This window comes from Flavobacterium sp. A45, assembly GCF_002001005.1.
Classification (GTDB): Bacteria; Bacteroidota; Bacteroidia; order Flavobacteriales; family Flavobacteriaceae; genus Flavobacterium.
The window spans coordinates 1-20,848 of sequence record NZ_MUNX01000081.1 but is presented as its reverse complement, the minus strand read 5'-3'; the positions used below and the strand labels follow the sequence as shown (position 1 = coordinate 20,848).

Annotated in this window: 15 protein-coding genes, 1 tRNA gene and 1 rRNA gene; 9 read left to right on the top strand and 8 right to left on the bottom strand. The window is 36.0% G+C overall.

All coding sequences use genetic code 11. The features are described 5' to 3' along the window. The first annotated feature begins 21 nt into the window (after positions 1–21). The 5 genes from B0E44_RS09705 to B0E44_RS09685 all read left to right on the top strand — a co-directional run bounded on the left by B0E44_RS09705 (position 22) and on the right by B0E44_RS09685 (position 7,440). The gene (locus B0E44_RS09705; protein ID WP_077373703.1) at positions 22–1,608 is read left to right on the top strand and encodes an aldehyde dehydrogenase (NADP(+)); all 1,587 of its coding nucleotides are present in this window, start codon (positions 22–24) and stop codon (positions 1,606–1,608) included. After that, the gene (locus tag B0E44_RS09700; RefSeq protein ID WP_077373700.1) at positions 1,608–2,618 is read left to right on the top strand and encodes a 4-hydroxyproline epimerase; all 1,011 of its coding nucleotides are present in this window, start codon (positions 1,608–1,610) and stop codon (positions 2,616–2,618) included. Before B0E44_RS09705 ends, B0E44_RS09700 begins: the two co-directional genes overlap by 1 nt. A gap of 30 nt (positions 2,619–2,648) precedes the next feature. Then, positions 2,649–3,884: an FAD-binding oxidoreductase gene (locus tag B0E44_RS09695; RefSeq protein ID WP_077373697.1), complete on the top strand. Its 1,236-nt coding sequence runs from the start codon at positions 2,649–2,651 to the stop codon at positions 3,882–3,884. A 3-nt stretch (positions 3,885–3,887) separates the two neighbouring features. Continuing rightward, positions 3,888–5,180, top strand: a complete 1,293-nt coding sequence (locus tag B0E44_RS09690) for an aminopeptidase P family protein (protein ID WP_077373694.1) — start codon at positions 3,888–3,890, stop codon at positions 5,178–5,180. A gap of 100 nt (positions 5,181–5,280) precedes the next feature. Beyond that, entirely contained in the window at positions 5,281–7,440 is a 2,160-nt protein-coding gene (locus tag B0E44_RS09685; protein ID WP_077373691.1) for a DPP IV N-terminal domain-containing protein, read from the top strand. Between the two features lie 67 nt (positions 7,441–7,507). Here B0E44_RS09685 and B0E44_RS09680 read toward each other — a convergent pair whose 3' ends face one another. From B0E44_RS09680 to B0E44_RS09655, 6 genes are all read right to left on the bottom strand, one after another. Next, complete coding sequence (locus B0E44_RS09680) at positions 7,508–8,719, bottom strand: Xaa-Pro peptidase family protein (RefSeq protein WP_077373688.1); 1,212 nt, start codon at positions 8,717–8,719, stop codon at positions 7,508–7,510. Positions 8,720–8,752: 33 nt separating this feature from the next. After that, positions 8,753–9,820, bottom strand: coding sequence for a proline racemase family protein (locus B0E44_RS09675; RefSeq protein ID WP_077373685.1), 1,068 nt, complete (start codon positions 9,818–9,820; stop codon positions 8,753–8,755). A gap of 6 nt (positions 9,821–9,826) precedes the next feature. After that, a complete protein-coding gene (locus B0E44_RS09670; protein WP_077373681.1) occupies positions 9,827–10,789 on the bottom strand; it encodes an ornithine cyclodeaminase family protein in 963 nt (320 codons plus the stop codon). A gap of 252 nt (positions 10,790–11,041) precedes the next feature. After that, a complete protein-coding gene (locus B0E44_RS09665) occupies positions 11,042–12,142 on the bottom strand; it encodes a DUF4407 domain-containing protein (RefSeq protein WP_077373730.1) in 1,101 nt (366 codons plus the stop codon). Positions 12,143–12,337: 195 nt separating this feature from the next. Beyond that, positions 12,338–13,939 (bottom strand): phosphoenolpyruvate carboxykinase (ATP), encoded by a 1,602-nt coding sequence (gene pckA, locus B0E44_RS09660; RefSeq protein ID WP_077373678.1) that lies wholly within the window; start codon positions 13,937–13,939, stop codon positions 12,338–12,340. A gap of 71 nt (positions 13,940–14,010) precedes the next feature. Further along, positions 14,011–14,406 carry a DUF423 domain-containing protein gene (locus B0E44_RS09655; RefSeq protein WP_077373675.1) on the bottom strand — a complete coding sequence of 132 codons (396 nt, stop codon included), beginning with the start codon at positions 14,404–14,406 and terminating at the stop codon, positions 14,011–14,013. A gap of 313 nt (positions 14,407–14,719) precedes the next feature. Here B0E44_RS09655 and B0E44_RS09650 point away from each other — a divergent pair, with 313 nt between their 5' ends. Continuing rightward, on the top strand, positions 14,720–16,090 hold the full coding sequence (locus B0E44_RS09650; protein WP_077373672.1) for a saccharopine dehydrogenase family protein: 1,371 nt from the start codon (positions 14,720–14,722) through the stop codon (positions 16,088–16,090). 98 nt (positions 16,091–16,188) lie between these two features. On the opposite strand, the gene B0E44_RS09645 is transcribed toward B0E44_RS09650, so the two are convergent. Next, positions 16,189–16,611, bottom strand: coding sequence for a hypothetical protein (locus B0E44_RS09645; RefSeq protein ID WP_077373669.1), 423 nt, complete (start codon positions 16,609–16,611; stop codon positions 16,189–16,191). 240 nt (positions 16,612–16,851) lie between these two features. Further along, complete coding sequence (locus tag B0E44_RS09640) at positions 16,852–18,240, bottom strand: dipeptidase (RefSeq protein ID WP_077373666.1); 1,389 nt, start codon at positions 18,238–18,240, stop codon at positions 16,852–16,854. A 107-nt stretch (positions 18,241–18,347) separates the two neighbouring features. Between B0E44_RS09640 and B0E44_RS09635 the strand changes: the two genes are divergently transcribed. The 3 genes from B0E44_RS09635 to B0E44_RS09625 all read left to right on the top strand — a co-directional run. Then, a tRNA-Leu gene (locus tag B0E44_RS09635) sits at positions 18,348–18,432 on the top strand. A gap of 154 nt (positions 18,433–18,586) precedes the next feature. Next, positions 18,587–19,642, top strand: a complete 1,056-nt coding sequence (locus B0E44_RS09630) for a glycoside hydrolase family 130 protein (RefSeq protein WP_077373663.1) — start codon at positions 18,587–18,589, stop codon at positions 19,640–19,642. An 881-nt stretch (positions 19,643–20,523) separates the two neighbouring features. Next, positions 20,524–20,848, top strand: a 16S ribosomal RNA gene (locus B0E44_RS09625); the annotation flags it as partial.

Below are 20,848 nucleotides of genomic sequence, written 5' to 3'. Positions count from 1 at the left end.
TTGTAAATTAAAATTTAAGAAATGATTACAGGAAAAAATTATATAGGAAGTCAGCTGAAAGGGAACGGGGATAAAAATTATAAAACATTTAACCCACAACTTAATATAGAAAATCCGTGGGAATTTACAGAAGCAACCCAAGAGGAAATAGAAGAAGCTGTTACTCTGGCGGATCAGGCATTTAAAATCTATAGAAATTGTTCAGGACAGGAAAAAGCAGCTTTTCTAAATGCTATTGCTGATGAGATTTTAGCTTTGGGAGACGAATTGTTAGAAACCTACTGCACCGAGTCAGGATATCCAAGAGGTAGAGCAGAGGGTGAACGAGGCCGTACTATTTTTCAATTGCGATCTTTTGCAGAGATGCTAAATGAAGGAAGCTGGGTTGAAGCGACCATAGATACTGCTGTTGCAGAAAGACAACCTCTTCCGAAAGAGGATTTGCGTAAAATGTTGATACCGTTAGGCCCCGTAGTAGTATTTGGTTCCAGTAATTTTCCGTTTGCGTTTTCAACTGCAGGAGGAGATACAGCTTCTGCTTTGGCAGCGGGTTGTCCTGTTATTGTAAAAAGTCACTCAATGCATATTGGAACAGGTGAAATGGTTGCATCGGCAGTGATTAAAGCAGCTAAAAAGACCAATATGCCAGAAGGTGTGTTCTCAAATTTAATTGGTAGCGGAGTTGTTTTAGGAACAAGTTTGGTAAAACATCCTTTAGTTAAGGCAGTTGGTTTTACAGGAAGCATTAAAGGAGGAAGAGCCTTGTTTGATTTGGCTTCCCAAAGACCGGAACCAATTCCTGTTTTTGCAGAAATGGGAAGTATAAATCCTGTTGTTATTTTGCCTAAAGCTTTAGCGAATGAAAGTAAAAAATGGGCTGCTACTTATGCTGGATCGATCACTTTAGGAACTGGCCAGTTTTGTACCAATCCAGGTTTGTTATTGGCTATTAAAGGAGAGAATTTGAATAATTTCAAAGTCCAATTGGCCGAGGAAATTGAAAAAATAGCGCCATCCTGTATGCTTCATCCTTCTATTAAAGCTGATTTTGTTAATGGAAAAGAAATGTTACAATCTCAAATTGGGGTAAAAATAGTTGCAGAATATAAAGGCGAAATAGCACCTAATTATGCTTCACAAACGATACTTACCGTTGACGGAAAAACATTTTTGGAGAATCCAACTTTAAGTCATGAAGTTTTCGGTCCGTTTTCTATTTTGGTTCAATGCGATGACGAAGCGCAGTTGGTTTCCATAATTAATCAATTGGACGGCCAGTTAACCGGAACTATTATTTCTGAAGATTCAGAGATTGGAAATTATACCAATGTTATTGCTTCTTTGCAAAATAGAGTAGGAAGACTAATCTTCAATGGAGTACCAACGGGTGTAGAAGTTTGTCCTTCTATGATTCACGGTGGTCCATATCCGGCTTCTTCCGATTCAAGATTTACAGCAGTTGGAATCCATGCAGTGAAACGTTGGGTTAGGCCTTTTAGTTTTCAAAACTGGCCTGATAAGTTATTACCTTTAGAATTGCAAAACGAAAATCCGTTGGGAATTTCAAGATCAGTTAATACAATACAAACCTCTTTACCTATCCTGTAATGTCTAGAAAAACTTTTTTTTGCGTAGATGCACATACCTGCGGAAATCCTGTGAGGGTAGTTGCTGGTGGAGGTCCAAACCTTATCGGGGAGAATATGAGTGAGAAACGACAACACTTTCTCAAAGAATACGATTGGATTCGGAAAGGATTAATGTTCGAGCCTCGTGGTCACGATATGATGAGTGGGAGTATTCTTTATCCGCCAAGTAACCCAGAAAATGATTTTGGAATACTTTTTATAGAAACCTCTGGTTGTTTGCCTATGTGCGGACACGGAACAATTGGTACCATCACTATCGCTATAGAAGAAGGATTGGTTACTCCAAAAGTTCCCGGAAGAATACGAATGGAGGCACCAGCTGGATTGGTTCAGATTGAGTATCAGCAAACAGGCAAAAAAGTGGATTGGGTACGGTTGACGAATGTAAAATCGTATTTGGCAGCCGAAGGATTGACTGTTGATTGCCCAGATTTGGGCGAAATTACGTTTGATGTGGCTTATGGTGGAAATTATTATGCAATTGTGGATCCACAAAAGAACTTTTCGGGAGTTCATGATTTTACGGCCGGCAAAATAGTACAATACAGTCAGGAAGTTCGCAAACGAATCAATGAAAAATACCCGAATCTATTTATTCATCCCGAAAATTATACCATTCGTGATGTGAGTCATATGCTTTGGACAGGAGATCCTTTAGATCCAGTATCTTCAGGTAGAAACGCTGTTTTTTATGGCGACAAAGCCATTGATCGTTCTCCCTGTGGCACTGGAACTTCTGCTAGATTGGCTCAGCTTCACGCCAAAGGGAAGCTGAAAAAAGGAGAAGATTACATTCATGAAAGCTATATCGGCAGTAAATTTATTGGTAGGGTTGTTGAAGAAACTTCAATAGGAAATATTAAGGCGATTGTTCCAAGTATTCAAGGATGGGCAAAAGTGTATGGATATAATAACATTATCATTGATGATGAAGATGACCCATATGCATTTGGTTTTCAGGTAATTTAATTGAATATTTAAAATTATATTGTATTTATAATGAAGAAAATAAGTGTAATAGGAGGAGGAATAGTAGGGTTATGTTCTGCATATTATCTAGCCAAAGAAGGATATGAAGTAGTTGTTTTTGATAAATCGAACATGACTGATGGTTGTTCATACGGAAATGCAGGAATGATTGTTCCTTCACATATTATTCCGATGGCACAACCGGGCATGATTGCACAAGGGATGAAGTGGATGTTTGACAGTCAGAGTCCATTTTACGTAAAACCAAGATTAAGTTACGATTTGATAAAATGGGGGTTACAATTCTACAAGCATGCGACGCCTCAACATGTAGAAAAATCAATGCCGGCACTTAGAGATTTGGCTTTGCTGAGTAAAGAATTATTTCAGGATTTAGATCGTGAAAAGCATTCTTTTTTCTATGAAGAAAAAGGATTATTAATGCTTTATAAAACAGATAAAGTAGCTGAAGAAATAGAACATGAGGGAAAGGAAGCTCAACGTTTGGGACTAGAGGTGGATTTTCTTTCTAAGGAAGCCGTTTCAAAATTGGAAATAGGAACTAGAATCGATGTTGTTGGAGGTGTGCATTATAAAAGTGATGCCCATTTGTATCCCCAAAAGTTCATGCAGTTTATCAAAGAGGAACTGCAACGTATGAATGTTGTGGTGCATACAAATACTTTGGTAAAAGATTTTAGAATAAAAAATAATCGAATTACTGAAATAATTACCGACAAAGGGGATTTTCCAACAGATGAGATTGTTTTGTCTTCTGGATCTTGGAGTCCTGAGATAGCCAAGAAACTAGATATAAATATTTCCATATTACCAGGAAAAGGCTATAGTTTTACATTGAATAACAGAGCCGAAAAACCTTCAATTCCGTCTATTTTATGCGAAGGAAAAGTAGCTGTTACCCCTATGAATACTGATATTCGTTTTGGTGGAACTATGGAGATTACCCATACCAATGATTTGAAAATAAATCAAAACAGACTTCAGGGTATTGTGAACAGCATCAATGAATTTTATCCCGATTTAAAAATTAGCAGACCAGAAGAAAAGGATACTTGGTTTGGTTTTAGACCCTGTACACCTTCGGGATTACCAATCATTGCGAGAGATAAAAAAGTATTAAATTTGGTATTGGCTACTGGACATGCCATGATGGGATTGAGTCTGGCACCGGCAACAGGAAAAATAGTAACAGAAATTATTTCAAATAAAACTACTTCGGTTAAAACTCAAATGTTTCAATTATAAACGATGCGATACGATAAAATAAATTCTTCCTTATTTATAGAAAATAGACAACGTTTTTCAGAAAAACTAAAAAACAGCAGCATTGCGATTCTCACTTCTAATGATGTCATGCCTACCAATGCCGATGACGTGATGGGTTTTGCCCAAAATAATGATTTGTTTTATCTCACCGGAATTGACCAAGACGAAACTATTTTGGTATTATATCCTCATGCTTTTAAGGAAGAAAACAGAGAGATTCTTTTTATAAAAGAAGTAACAGAACACAGCAAGATTTGGGATGGTGATTTTCTAAACAAAGAAGAAGCTTTTCAAATTTCGGGCATTAAAAATGTAAAATGGATTCATGAATTCGAAAAGACATTACAACTTTTTGCTTTTGAAGCTGATACTTTTTATTTAGGACATAATGAGCATATAAAAAGAACTACTTTTGAAATGACCACCAGACAAGATCGGATGATTCAATGGTGTAAAGAAAAATATCCTTTACATCAGTACGACCGAGTGGCCAAGATAACACGCGAACTCAGACCCATAAAATCGGATGAAGAAGTAAAGCTCATAAAGAAAGCAACTGCAATAAGTATAGAAGGATTCAAAAATCTTTTGAAAGCTGCGAAACCCAATTGTAAAGAATACCAATTGGAGGCGGAACTTATTTACGAAGCGATTAAAAACGGAGGAACGCGAAATGCCTTCAAACCGATTGTGGCTTCGGGGAAAAACGCTTGTGCTTTGCATTACAATTCTAACGATGGTATTTGTAAAGAGGGGGAAATGGTTTTGGTGGATTTTGGAGTTTGTTATGGTAATTACAACTCGGACACAACTAGATGCTTTCCGGTAAACGGAAAATTTTCTTCTCGTCAGCGTGAAGTTTATCAGGCAGTTTTAAACTGTTTGAAAGAGGGATCAAAATTATTAAAACCAGGTGTATTGTCAAGTGATTATGAAAAACAAATGGCTTCCTTGATAGAAAATGAGCTCATAGGACTTGGGTTGCTAACGTTAGATGAGATTGCAAACCAGAACCCTGATGCTCCAGCCTACAAAAAATATTTTATGCATGGAACGGCACATCATCTGGGATTGGATATACATGATGTTGGTTTGTATTCCCGCCGATTTGAAAAAGGTATGGTACTCACTTGTGAACCTGGGATTTATATTAGGGAAGAAGGAATAGGATGTCGTTTGGAAAATGATTACCTGCTTACCGAAGATGGAAATATCAATTTGACAGAAGGGATTCCTATCGAAATGGATGAAATTGAGTTGTTAATGAAGCAATAGATATGTAACATTTTATGTTTTTTTAGGACTAAAAAGTACATGAAAGAAAATAAATTTATCAAACCAGTTTTTGTATTATTAACCAAGACCATATAAACGCATGAAAAAGATTTTCCTTATTTTTTATCTTTTTGCCCAAACCATGTTTGCGCAAAACACCATCAATATTGATAAACTAAACTGGTTACCAGAATCCCATTCTTTTTGGGTGAATGAACAAGATAACATTGCAGTTTATGATGCCAAAAAACTAACAGAAAACAAAATAGTTTTGACAAAAGACCAAATGAAAGCTTCGGGTTTTCAAGGGGAAATTGAAAAGTTAGTTTGGAATGCCACTAAGACTAAAGTGTTGATTTATACGAATTCCAAAAAAGTTTGGCGTGCGAATACCAAAGGCGACTATTGGTATTTTGATCTTGCAACAGGAAAGGGCTATCAATTAGGTAAAGGATTAGATGCTTCTTCGCTGATGTTTGCTAAGTTTTCCAATGATAATATGAATGTGGCCTACGTTTCTAAACACAATATATATTTAGAGAATTTACAATCACATGCAATTAAACCATTAACGAAAGACGGAACGGCTAAAATAATTAATGGAACTTTTGATTGGGTTTATGAGGAAGAATTGGCCTGTAGAGATGGTTTCAGATGGAGCCCTGACGGGAGTAGTATTGCTTTTTGGAGTGTGGATGCTACCGATACTAAATACCATTTGATGATTAACAATACAGATTCATTGTATTCTTATGTGGTTCCAGTTGAATACCCAAAAGCGGGCGAGAAACCATCATCAGTGAAAATAGGTGTTATTGATATAGCTTCCGAAAAAACAAATTGGTTGGCAATTCCAGGCGAAGCCGATAACAATTATTTGCCAAGAATGGAATGGATTGGTAAAAATGAATTAATGATAGTGCAATTAAACAGACATCAAAATGAAGCCACGATTTACAATTGTGACTCAAATACAGGTAAGGCATCAGTAATTTATCAAGAAAAATCAAAAGCCTGGATTGATGTTTTTGATATATCATCGGGTGTTTACGATGGATTTTCATGTACACTGGTAGATAACGGAAAATCATTTCTTTGGAGTTCTGATGCCGATGGTTGGATGCATGTCTACAAAATAAGCATGGATGGGAAGAAAAAAGAACTGATCACTAAAGAGAATTTTGACTCTTATTTTTTAGCCTATAATAAAGAGACTAAAACTATTTATTCTTCTTCGAGTCCGACGGATGCCACACAAAGGTATTTGTATGAAACGAATTTAGACACTAAAAAAACAAAACGCACCACACCAGCCGAATTTGATGGTACCAATACCTATACTTTTTCACCAGATGGAGCATTTGCAAAACACAACAATTCGAATATCAACCGCAATTGGAATACGCGTTTGGTTGCTTTAAAGAATCATGAAAAGATATTTCCATTAGGGAAAGATAATTTTGTAAAACCAGAAAGAGACTATTCATTAGAAAAGTTTAAAGTAAAGACCATTGATAATGTAGAGCTTGACGGAATAATGGCAAAACCATTGGACTTTGATCCAACAAAAAAATATCCAGTTTTTTTCTATGTTTATGGAGAACCAATGACTTCAGTTGCCAATGATGAACCTTATTTTAATGACTTTATTGCTGCTTTGGTGCCGGCAGGCTATATAGGAATTGCTCTTGACAACAGAGGAACTCCAGTTATGAAAGGAACAGAATGGAGAAAATGTATTTACAAGAATATTGGAATAATTAATACTCGTGATCAAGCGATGGCGGCCAAAGAAATTTTGAAATGGAACTTCATTGATACTGATCGTGTGGCGGTGCATGGATGGAGTGGTGGTGGAGCGGTAACCCTAAACTTGTTGTTTCAGTATCCAGATATTTACAAAACAGGTGTGGCAATTGCAGCAGTGACTGATCAGCATTTTTATGACAATATATATACCGAACGTTATATGGGACTTCCAAACGAAAGTGAAGCCGCTTACAAACAAGCATCTCCGGTAACATATGCCAAAAACTTAAAAGGGAATTTGCTTTATATTCATGGAACAGGAGATGATAACGTGCATTATAAAAATGCAGAAGTACTGATCAATGAATTGGTAAAATACGATAAAATGTTCAATTTAATGATCTATCCAAATCGTACGCATAGTATTAGCGAAGGAGAGGGAACAGGTCAACATTTAGGAAACACATTCATAAAATTTATAATGGAATATTCTCCCGCTGGAGCAAAGTAGGAAATTTTCTTTAACCAAAAAGAGGATGTCATAACTGACATCCTCTTTTTTTGTTTATTCAATTTTGTTAGTATCCAAACGGATTGTCTATACTATGCATTGGGGAGGTAAACCATTTTGGACCGTCTTTTGTCATATAAAAATGGTCTTCATGTCGAATTCCAAATTCACCAGGAATGCAAATCATGGGTTCGTTACTAACTACCATTCCTTCCTGCAATGTGGTGGTATTTCCTCTTACCAAATAAGGATGTTCATGAATATCCAATCCAGTTCCATGACCCACACGATGCGGTAATCCAGGCAATTGATAATCGCCACTCAATCCTGCAGCAGCAAGAACTTTACGGGCTGCATCATCTACAGATCCGCAGGTAGCACCAATTTGGGCTGCATCAAAGGCTGCTTGTTGGGTTTGTTTTTCAAGATTCCAAATTTCTCGGTGTCTTTCGGTCGGTGTTCCATAGACATAAGTTCTGGTAATATCCGAAATATAGCCTTCCAATTGACAACCTGTATCGACTAAAACAATGTCATTTTCTTTTAGATCCTGAGGAACTGTTACACCATGCGGATACTGTGAATCATCCGAGAACAAAACGATACAAAAATAGGATCCAGAAGGGATTCCCGCTTTTATGTGAGCATTGTTTATAAATTCGGTTACTTCTTTTACACTAATCCCTGGACGTAGGATGCGAGCCACGGCACGGTGTACTTCCATGGTAATGTCTTTAGCTCTTTGAATAATGGCAATTTCATTGACTGATTTTTGAATACGGCAACCCGTTGTTATGGGTTGAGCATTAATAAAATTGTAAGCAGGATTTGCTTTAGAAACGCCATCGATCAGAAAGTAAGCTGCCGATTCATCAAGTGCAATATGTCCTTCAGTAATATTTTTGCTTTTCAATAAATTCCCTATTAATGCATAAGGCGATTCATGTTCTTCCCAACAATTTATGGTGGCTTCTATTTTTTGATATTTTTTAAAAGTGCCCTCTTCAAATTTTGGAACAATGTATTCTAGACTTCCATTGGCATACAATAAAGCGCCGACCATTCTTTCGGAAGCATTCCATTTGGTCCCAGTAAAATAATACAAGTTGGTTCCTGCATTAATATAAACGGCTTTAATGTCTAAGTTTATCATTAATTGAATAGCTTTTTCTATTCGAGCTTGGTATTCTTCCAACTGTATGGGCTGAATGCCTTGGGTTCTATTGGCTATTTTATCCAATTCAATTTGTACGGTAGATCCGCCTATTCCGTTGTTCATCTTTATATTTTTAAATGAAATTTAATTTTTATTCTATCTAAGGATAAAACCATTTTTCATGGGATCATTCGGGTCAATAATAAAAGTGTTCATGCCAGTAATATGTGCTGTTCCTTCCACTTGAGGGATAACGGCATTGAAAGTTCCGAAGTTTTTTTCAGAAACCAACGAAGCGTTAAAAACACTTCCCGTAATACTTTCAATTGCCAGTTTACTGTTGTAATCTATTGTGTTTCTTGATTTTTCTATCGCAATTCTTCCCGAAACACCTGAGCCTGTAGGGGAACGGTCGACTTCTCCTTCGGCAAACACACATACATTGCGACTGTGATTTTCTTTTTCTTGTGCATCATCAATAAATATGGTTCCATATAGAAAACTTAAATCGTCTTCAAAAGGATGCAGTATTTCCTTGTCTTGTTGCATTACCGTATGTTTGATTTCCATGCCTTTTTGTATGATAGTACGATAATCTGAATCGGTTAAGATAAACTTTAAAGTGTTGTTTTTTCTCAAATCAACATACGCATAGAAGGCACCACCATAGGCCAAATCATAAATAACTTTTCCTATTCCGGGCACTTCGACTTCACGGTCCAGTCCTACGACAAAACTTGGAACACAATGAAAGCGAACTCCCATTACTTCGCCCGATTTTACATTTACGTAAGAGGTTATTCGGCCACAAGGAGCATCAATTTCAAGTTTGTTTTCTCCTTCTTTTGCAGTAATCCAGTTCATGTTTACCGCCAAAGTACTGATTGCAATAATGGCATGGCCGCACATGGTACTGTAACCTTCATTATGCATAAATAAGATGCCAAAATCGGCAGTTGCATCATTTGGCGGAAGCAAAACACAACCATACATGTCAGCATGACCACGAGGTTCAAACATAAGTGCAGTACGCAAATAATCGTAATTTTCTTTAATGTCCCTGCGATATTCCAATACAGAAGTTCCCTTCAATTCAGGAAAACCGGAAACAATCACACGCAAAGGCTCTCCGCCCGTATGCATGTCAATGGTTTTAATTTGTACCCAATTTTGTGGTACAGGATAATCTGTTTTTGAAATTATGTTTTTATAAGTAGAAGACATAGTTTTTTATTTTTTGGATATAAATTCAGAATAAAAATAGGAGGCTGCAACCAAGTCTTCTAGAGCATGCCCAACCGATTTAAAATAGGTGATTTCTTTTTCGGATGTTCTTCCTTTTTTGGAGCCAGTACACAACTCGAATAGATCCGCTTTAATGTCTTCTATGTTTAAAGTTCCATTATTTAAAGGGATTACAATATCACCGCTTTCTTTTAAACCTCCTTGGTAAGTGTCTAAGAATACTGATGATTTCAAAACAGCTTCATCATCTGCTTCTCTCATATCCTTTTTATAGGCGCCCACTAAATCGAGATGTTGACCTTCTTTCAGCCATTTTCCAAAGACTAAAGGTGTAGGTGATAAAGTGGCACAAGAGATAATATCGACTTCGGAGATTTTATCTTCAATGTTTGTAATAGCTGTGCAAGAATAAGAAGCATTCGATAATTCATCACATACCGTTTGTGCTTTTTCCAATGATCTGCCCCAAACATATACTTTGGTGATTGGCCGTACACTGGCATGTGCTTGGATTAAATTTTTAGCTAAAGCTCCAGTTCCTATCATTAATAAGGAAGAGGCATTTTCTCTGGAGAGATAGCTGCTGGCCAATGCTGAGGTTGAAGCAGTACGTTTTGTCGTTAGTGATTTTCCATCCAAAATGGCTTTGATATTCCCCTTATGGGCATCCAGATAAATATAGGTTCCTTGTATAGCTGGAAGATTATAGTTGCCATTATTGGGACTTACTGTTACTATTTTTACCCCTGCATCTACCCCAGGATTAAAGGCCGGCATCAGTAGCAAAGTCGAGTCTTTGTCTTCAGGAGGATTTGGATAATCATGGTGATGGCGCATTGGTACTTCTATAGATGGGTTTGCAAAACCTTCCTTTAGACGCTGGATAAGTTGTTTGAAATTGCAATTGTTTTCTATAAACGAATCAGAAATGAGTTGAATAGTATTCATTTTAAGGTTGTATTTTCAATAAAATTAAACTATTTATTTTTTTAAAATACTTTTCAATCCGTTTCAGATAAAATATTACAATTTGAGGTTAATATAGTATTATTTTAAGATGTGAAGAGATTATATTTTAAAAATAATAATTCAACCAATATGCAACGAGAGTTAAAAAAAATCCAAAAGAAGACCAAGAAAAGATTATGGCAACTCTGAATGGTTGGTTAAAATAAAAAAGAGGCATAATTGCCTCTTTTCTTATAATGTCTTCATTTGTTTTTCTAAAAAGTTATTGGATTGCTGTTCCAATAATTCGGTCGCATTTTTTCTTTGCAAATCATATAATTTTTTGTCCTCTGCAATATCTGCGTAGACTTTATCGTGCATTTCGGCACTGGTTTTTATCAATAATTCTCGTTGGTATTTGTCTTGCTCGATAGTGGCTTTAAGCGCAGTTTCTAAGTCTTCCAATTTGAAATCATATTCACCTCTAGGTGATAGTAACTTTGCAATGATTGGAGAAGTTTCAATCGCTAAAAATAAAAGCATTATAAAAAACGACGGAATCCAAGGCAGTTTGTTCAAAGCGTTGATACGCGCCATCAAACCATCAAATCCATCAATGATAGGTTGGGTTTCGGTTATTTTCTTGTCCAAATCGGTTTGCAGTGTTTTAGTTCCATTTTCAAGAACAGCGATTTTGGCTAAATTATTCTTCTGTATGGTATCTAATTCTTTTTTAGCCAAATCGTGCTTGGCAATTTTTTCCTTAAAAACAGGTCCTTTACCCATTAATTTCGTTCCAGCAGTTCCTTCAGCTTCTTTGATATAGGTATCATAAAGTGTGTTTACTTCTTTTTCTTTATTGACCATCTCTGCTTTAAGGCTCTTGATTTCGTTTTTGTTTTTGTCTAAATCCGATTTGAAATAATTGGCGACCTCTTTTTTGTTATTCAAAGCCATTGCGTTTTTCTCTTTTAATAAAACGGTATTGATTTCCTTTTCGAAAATTTTGATTTCTAATGGTTTTGAAATGACAATTGCAATGATAAAAGCCAAAATAATTCGGGGGGTTGCCTGTAGAAATTCATTGGCAAAGCTATCCCTTTTTCGGATAGTGGAAACAATAAAACGATCCAGATTGAAAATAAGCAAACTCCACACGAAGCCAAAAAGTAAAGCGGGAATGACGTTGTCAAAAACGGTAAAAAGGGCATAAGCACTGGCGATAAAAGCCATAACAGCCGTAAAAAAAACTGTGGCACCAATACCTACAAATTTGGTTTGTTCGCCATCGGAGCAACCCTCAAGTAGGTTTTTGTCAGCTCCTGAGCAAAGGATAAAGAATTGTTTTAACATGATTGATTTGATTTTTGATTGATTGATTTTTGTTCCGATAATTATCGAAAGACGGTACAAATTTAATACCAAATAAATTAATTATATCTTAAATTGTTGATTTGTTTTTGGTTAGATTTTTTTCAGCCTCTTTTATAAATAAAAAAAGAGCTGTTCGATTAAGAACAGCTCTTTTACATATTGAATTAAAATTAACTAAGCAATTGGTGCTCCTGCCAAAATTTCGGCATTAGCGAATTCTTTGAATTTAGCAAAATTTTCTTCAAATTTATGAGCCAATTCAGAGGCTTTTGTGTCATATAATTCTTTGTCGTTCCATGTGTTTCTTGGGTTTAAAATTTCGCTAGGAACTTCTGGACATGATTGCGGAATGGCAATGCCAAATACATTGTGGTTTACAAACTCGACTGAGTCTAATTCCCCTTTTAAGGCTGCTGTAATCATCGCACGAGTGTATTTCAGTTTCATTCGGCTTCCGGTTCCATAAGGTCCACCTGTCCATCCAGTATTGATTAACCAAACTTTTACATTGGCATCTTTCATTTTTTTACTCAACATTTCAGCATATTTTGTTGGGTGCAATGGCATGAAAGGCGCTCCAAAACAAGCTGAAAAGTTAGGTTGTGGCTCTGTAACACCAGCTTCTGTTCCTGCAACTTTTGCAGTATATCCAGAAATAAAGTGATAAGCGGCTTGCCCAGCAGTCAGTTTGGATATAGGAGGCAATATCCCATAAGCATCGGCAGTTAAGAAAAATATATTTTTTGGGTTTTTCCCGATAGAACCAGGCTGAATATTATCGATATGGTCAATTGGGTAGCTAACTCTTGTGTTTTGTGTTATTGAAACGTCTTCAAAATCAACTTCATTGGTTCCAGCTTTGAAAACCACATTTTCAAGAATAGCTCCTTTTTTGATAGCTCTGAAAATGTCTGGTTCGTTCTCTTCAGTAAGATTGATTACTTTAGCATAACAACCACCTTCAAAATTGAAAACGGTATTTTCATTCGTCCATCCGTGTTCGTCATCACCAATTAATTTTCTGTCAGGATCGGCAGATAAAGTTGTTTTTCCTGTTCCGGACAAACCAAAGAATATGGCAGTATCTCCATCTTCTCCAACATTAGCGCTACAGTGCATAGGTAATGTATTTTTGAAAACAGGCAGTATAAAATTTAATGCAGAAAATATTCCTTTTTTCATCTCTCCGGTATATCCTGTACCACCAATCAACGCAATCTTTTTTGTGAAATCCAAGATTGCAAAATTACCTTGGCGTGTTCCATCAATGGCTGGATCTGCTACAAATCCAGGAGCACAAATTACGGTCCACTCAGGGGTGAAATTTTCAAGTTCTTCATTGGTTAGTCTAAGAAACATATTGTGGCAAAATAAATTGGCCCAAGCGGTTTCGGTTACGACACGAACATTTAATCGGTAATTGGTATCGGCACAAACATAAGAATCTCTAACAAAAATCTCTTTGTTAGATAAATAAGTAGTTACTTTTTTGTAGAGAGAGTCAAAAGCAGAAGGTTCAAAAGGAATATTTACTTTTCCCCACCATACTTTGTCTTCTGTAATGCTATCTTTTACAATGAAACGATCCTGTGGAGAACGTCCTGTAAACTCTCCTGTATTTATTGCTAAAGCTCCAGTAGAGTTTTCAACTCCCTGTCCAGATTGAATAGTAATATCATGTAACTCATTAGGGGTTAGTTGATACTTAATTTTTGCATTTTCAATTCCTAATTCTTTTAGCGAAATCGATTTCGTAAACAAAGCGTAGTTGTCCATAAAAAATAAATTTTTTGAGTGTTGTTTATTTCACTGCAAAAGTATAATTTTTTTTAGAATCACATTATATTTTATTTTTCTTTTTTTATTGGTTTTATTAAGTCAAAAAATAGTAGGAACCATGCAGAAATAAGAAATATCCCCCCAATTGGTGTAACGAAGCCAAATATTTTAAAATCAATTGGCATCAAAGAATTGGTAGCCAATAGGTAAATGGAGCCTGAAAAAAACACAACCCCTAAAATAGTTAAATTATAGATCGTTTTTTTTAATTTTTGACGAATTACTGTTGTTGTTCCAATAAACAATAAAAACAAAGCATGGTACATTTGATAGCGTACACCTGTTTCAAAAGTAGTAAGTTGTTCAACAGATAGTAATTTTTTTAGGGCATGTGCACCAAAAGCACCTAAAATTATGGCTACCATTCCTAAAATGGCTGACGTCGAAATTATTTTTTTATCCATGTTTTTTTGTTTAATAAAAGGCAAAAGTATTTCTAAAATTTTTAAACTGAAAGTATTTTGTATGAAGCCATAAAAGTAGTTTTTTAGTAATTTAAAACATAGATATTTAAATTTTTTTCATCATTTTTTTAAATTATTAAATGGGTTAAATTTAAATGTTTTTTTAAAATCATTTGTTATAAATACAACAATATTGTATGTTTGTGTTATAATTTTAAAACAATCAAATTGTAATCTGCTTTAAATTAGGATAAATGTATCCTGTTTTAGTAAGAATAATATATAGTGTCAGGTGTATAAAAGAAAATAACTCATGAGAACAATTCTTATTATTGGAGCGGGAAGATCTGCTTCTTCGTTGATACAATACCTTTTGAATAAATCGGTATCAGAAGAATTGCATCTTATTATTGGTGATTTATCTTTGGATTTAGCTACGAAAAAGACAAACAATCATCCTAATGCAACTCCTATTGCTTTAGATATATTTGATGAAAATCAAAGAAGAAATGCGATTCAAAAAGCAAATATTGTGATATCGATGTTGCCGGCTCACCTTCATATTGAAGTGGCAAGAGATTGTATCGTGTATAAAAAGCATCTTGTGACGGCTTCCTATATAAGTGATGCGATGCAAGAATTGGATGAAGCTGCCAAAGCAAACAATCTGATTTTTATGAACGAAATTGGACTTGATCCCGGAATCGACCACATGAGTGCCATGAAAGTGATTGACGAGATTAGGGAACAGGGCGGCAAAATGCTTTTGTTTGAATCTTTTTGCGGAGGTCTTGTAGCTCCAGAATCAGACAATAATTTATGGAATTATAAATTTACTTGGGCACCAAGGAATGTGGTGCTTGCGGGACAGGGAGGAGCTGCCAAGTTTATTCAGGAAGGTGCCTACAAATACATCCCATATGTAAATTTGTTTCGTAGAACCGAATTTTTGGAGGTAGAAGGTTATGGTAAATTTGAAGCCTATTCGAACAGGGATTCGCTAAAATACAGAAGTGTTTATGGTCTCGATGATGTACTTACCTTATATAGAGGTACGATTCGAAGAGTAGGTTTTTCTAAAGCCTGGAATATGTTCGTGCAATTGGGGATGACAGACGATAGTTATATTATGGAAAACTCGGAAAATATGAGTTACCGTCAATTTGTAAATTCGTTCCTTCCTTATCACCCAACGGATTCAGTTGAAATCAAAATGCGCTTGATTCTAAAAATTGACCAAGACGATATTATGTGGGATAAATTATTGGAATTGGATTTGTTCAATCGCAATAAAAAAGTAGGATTGAAAAATGCCACACCAGCACAGATTCTTGAAAAAATACTTACTGATAGTTGGACTTTAGAACCAGATGATAAGGATATGATTGTGATGTATCACAAATTTGGATATGTCCTTAATGGCGAAGAAAAGCAAATAGATTCCAAAATGGTTTGCATTGGTGAAGATCAAACGTATACCGCAATGGCCAAAACAGTAGGATTACCAGTTGCGATGGCGACTTTGTTAATCTTGAATGGTAAAATCACAACTCCTGGAGTACAACTTCCTATTCGCAAAGAAGTATATCTGCCTATTTTGAAAGAGTTGGAAGAATATGGAGTTGTTTTTAATGAACAAGAGATGCCTTATGTAGGTTATAATCCTGATAAAGTTTTTAGTTGAGGTTTTTTTTAATTTTAGATTTTTTTTAAATTTTTTTAGACAAATCCGCTTCGAAAGAAGCGGATTTTGTTTTTGGTACCTATTATATAGTTATAAAATCATTCTATTTCTTGTTCAGAAACTACTTCGCCCTTATCGTATTTGCGTATTAAAATCAGCTTTCCTTTTTCGGTATAGTATTTCCAATTGCCATTATAAAACCAATGCGTTTGTTCTCCTTCAGTTGTTATTTTTGTTATTCCTTTCGATTCAACTTTACCATTTTTGAAGTAGTTTTTTGTTTTGCAGTATGAGCTTAAATAGGTTTCCTTTTTTATGCGTTTGCCGTTCAAATAATAAGTCCATTTTTTTATTGGTTCGCCATTATGATAGTTTCCAACAGATTTATAATTTGAACTATCTTGACTGAAGTTTTCTATCCAAAGGCCCTCTCGCTGTTTGTTTACTTTTTGATTCAGTTGCTTGGGTTTGCAGCTAAATAGAAATCCGATTAGTAATAGATAGATGTAGAAGAAGCGCATATAATATTTTTTTATAAATATATAATTATTTCCTTAATGTAGGATAAAATCTACTTATGAAATGGAGAAGCCCTAGCCCTGATAGAAGTGGAAATCCTTATGAGGCTCTTTTTTTTTAACGAGACTCATAAGATTGTAACGGATAGCAGGAAATAGCTCCTAATTAAAACCATAATCATTTCGGAGAAGGCATAAAAAAATCCGCTACTAGGAACGGATTTAGATATTATTAGAGAAATCTTACTTGCTTAACTCCACAAAATATTTGTAAAACAACGGAATAGTTTCAATCCCTTTCAGGTAATTGAAAATTCCAAAATGTTCATTTGGCGAGTGGATGGCATCGCTATCAAGACCAAAGCCCATAAGTATTGTTTTGCTTTTTAGCTCTTTTTCGAATAAAGCAACAATAGGAATACTTCCTCCTGAACGAACTGGAATTGCGGGAACACCAAAGGTTTCGGTGTAAGCCATATTGGCCGCTTTGTAACCGATGCTGTCAATAGGAGTCACATAACCTTGGCCACCATGATGAGGAGTAACTTTTACGGTAACACCAGCCGGAGCAATGTTGGTGAAATGTTTTGTAAACAAGTCCGTGATGACTTCCCAATCTTGGTTGGGTACTAAACGCATCGAGATTTTGGCGAAAGCTTTGCTGGCGATAACGGTTTTGGCTCCTTCTCCAGTATAACCTCCCCAAATTCCGTTAACATCAAGCGTAGGGCGAATGGAGTTACGTTCATTGGTCACGTATCCTTTTTCACCATATATATCATTCAAGTTTAGAGCTTTCTTGTAATTGTCAAGATTAAAAGGAGCTTTGGCCATTTCGGCTCTTTCCTCTAGAGATAATTCTTGAACGTTGTCGTAGAAACCAGGAATCGTAATATGATTGTTTTCGTCATGCAATGAGGCAATCATTTTTGCTAATACATTAATAGGGTTGGCAACAGCTCCACCATATAATCCAGAATGCAAGTCGCGATTTGGCCCAGTAACTTCTACTTCCACATAACTCAAACCACGAAGGCCTGTGGTGATAGAAGGTTGTTGATTGGAAATCATTCCAGTGTCTGAAATCAAAATCACGTCATTTTTTAGTTTCTCGGTATTGTTTTCCACAAAGGTTTTTAGGTTAACGCTACCAACTTCTTCCTCACCTTCAATCATGAATTTTACGTTGCAAGGCAAAGTGTTGCTTTGAATCATGTATTCAAAGGCTTTTACATGCATGTACATTTGACCTTTGTCATCACAAGAACCTCTGGCAAAAATAGCGCCTTCTGGATGGATTTCTGTTTTCTTAATAACGGGTTCAAATGGGGGAGAAGTCCATAATTCTAATGGATCTGCAGGTTGAACATCATAATGACCGTAAACTAAAACGGTAGGTAATTTTGGGTCGATTGTTTTTTCTCCGTAAACGATAGGATAGCCTGCAGTTTCGCAAATTTCTACAAAATCGCATCCAGCTTTTACTAAACTAGCTTTAACAGCTTCGGCAGTGTCAAGAACATCTTGGGAAAAAGCAGTGTCTGCACTTACGGATGGAATTTTCAATAATTCAATTAACTCATTGATAAACCGATCTTTGTGTTTTGTGACGTATAACTTTATATCTTCCATTGAATCAAATTTTTTTAAGAATCAAAAATACAAAAAATAGAATGAATATTTTTTTAAAAAATCCTTTGAAAATTCGAAGTTATGATTATCTTTGCACCCACAATTACGCGGATATGGTGAAATTGGTAGACATGCCAGACTTAGGATCTGGTGCCGCAAGGCGTGTAGGTTCGAGTCCTATTATCCGCACCAAAAGCTTCTCATCTTGAGAAGCTTTTTTGTTTTAATCCCTTTCGTAATGAATTCCTTCTTACCTTAGTATAAAGATTCAGAATATTATCATTTGTTTATATCTGCAATTTTTGATTTCTGATTTTTGTTTCAAAATGAAATAATTAAGAGTAACATGAAAGACATTGCCAAGCGTTTTCCTGAAAATCCGTTATTGTCTCCTCCAGATATTTTGCCGAGTCGCGAAGGCTTGCAAATATCTTGTCTTCTCAATCCAGGAGTATTCCGGTTTGATGGTAAAACATGGATGATTGTTCGTGTAGCCGAAAGACCAGCGCAAAAAGAGAATTCAATCTCATTTCCAATTCTAACCGAGGCAGGAATCGAAATCATAGAGATCCCATTAAATGATCCCGAATTAGATTCTAAAGATGCAAGAGTTATCAAATATAAAGGAGTTAATTATTTAACAACATTATCGCACTTGCGATTAGTTTGTAGTGATGACGGACATAAATTCTTTGAGCCCAAAGGTTATCCTTTATTAATTGGAGAGGGTTTTTTAGAATCATTCGGAATCGAGGATTGTCGAGTGTCCTATATAGAAGGAGTTTATTATTTAACCTATACCGCAGTTTCGCCCAATGGTGTTGGTGTTGGTTTACGAATAACAACCGATTGGAAGAATTTTGAGTCGCACGGAATGATTTTTCCTCCCCACAATAAGGATTGCGCTATTTTTGAAGAAAAAATCAACGGACTGTTTTATGCTTTACATCGTCCAAGCAGTGTCGAAATCGGAGGGAACTACATTTGGATAGCTTCTTCTCCAGATGGAATTCATTGGGGAAATCATCAATGTGTTCTCAAAACAAGAGAAGGTCTTTGGGATTCTGCAAGAATTGGTGCGGGAGCATCACCTATAAAGACTGATAAAGGTTGGCTTGCCATATATCACGGAGCTAATCAAAATCACCAATATTGTTTAGGTGCGTTTTTAATGGATTTAGATAACCCTTCTAAAGTCATAGCAAGAACAGAAGATCCTATTATGGTGCCAACTGAGAAATATGAACTAACAGGTTTCTTTGGGAACGTAGTTTTTACCAATGGTCATATAGTAAATCCTGACGGAGATACAATAGCTGTATTTTATGGAGCTTCCGATGAATTCGTCTGTGGCGCCGAATTCTCAATCAAAGAGATCTTCTCGCTTCTGCATTTTTACTAATAGTAATTATTTCCTCCTTATATCACTTCGATTAAATCGATCCAAATATTCAGGAGCTTAATCCCGCTATCCGCTACAATCTTGTGGTCCGAACCCCAGACCACAAGGATTTTCACTATTATCGGGGCTAGGGCCTAAGTTTTTCATCAGAAAGAAGGTAATAAGTCCACACCTTATATATAGGAGAGAAAGATTCGCAAGAAAATCAGCGAGAATCTCCCTTATTGCTCAGGCGAATTCGTTTTGTCGCTATTCAATTTGACGAGTAAAAAATTAATAAAAGCCACGAAACGTCAACAAAACCTCAAAAAGGATATAAAAGTAAGAGCTAAAAATAGGAAAACCTTAAAAAAGGAGGTTTGTAAATAACAACATACCAGTAGATTAAAAAATACTTTGAAAAAAGGTTGAAAAAGCCATTGTTTACACGAATAAAGGGTCTACTTTTGCACCCGCAACAACGCATACGTTCCTAGAAATCCTGACAAGCCCACGAAATCGAAACGAAAATTTATTTTCAAAAAAAGATTCCAAAAAGCTTGTGAGATTCGAAAACGTAAGCTATTTTTGCACCCCGCAAAACGCGTAACGTTCCTTGAAAGACTGCTGAGAAAAAGAGAAGAAAACGAAAAATAAAATTTTCAAAAAAACTTTAAAATTTTCTTGTCAGTTAAAAAAGAATAGCTACTTTTGCACCCGCTTTGAGAAACAACGAAAGGCGAAAATAATAAAGAAGACTACGTTCCTAGACATATTGAATTGACAGCCGTTCCGATGCAAATCGGAACAAAATAATAAGAGTAATAGAATCGGAAGATTTGAGAATAACCACTAGAGCTTCAGTCAAAAATTAATAGCTTAATTAATTAAGCAAACAATATACGATGAAGAGTTTGATCCTGGCTCAGGATGAACGCTAGCGGCAGGCTTAACACATGCAAGTCGAGGGGTATAGTTCTTCGGAACTAGAGACCGGCGCACGGGTGCGTAACGCGTATGCAATCTACCTTTTACAGAGGGATAGCCCAGAGAAATTTGGATTAATACCTCATAGTATGTGAGAATGGCATCATTTTCACATTAAAGTCACAACGGTAAAAGATGAGCATGCGTCCCATTAGCTAGTTGGTAAGGTAACGGCTTACCAAGGCTACGATGGGTAGGGGTCCTGAGAGGGAGATCCCCCACACTGGTACTGAGACACGG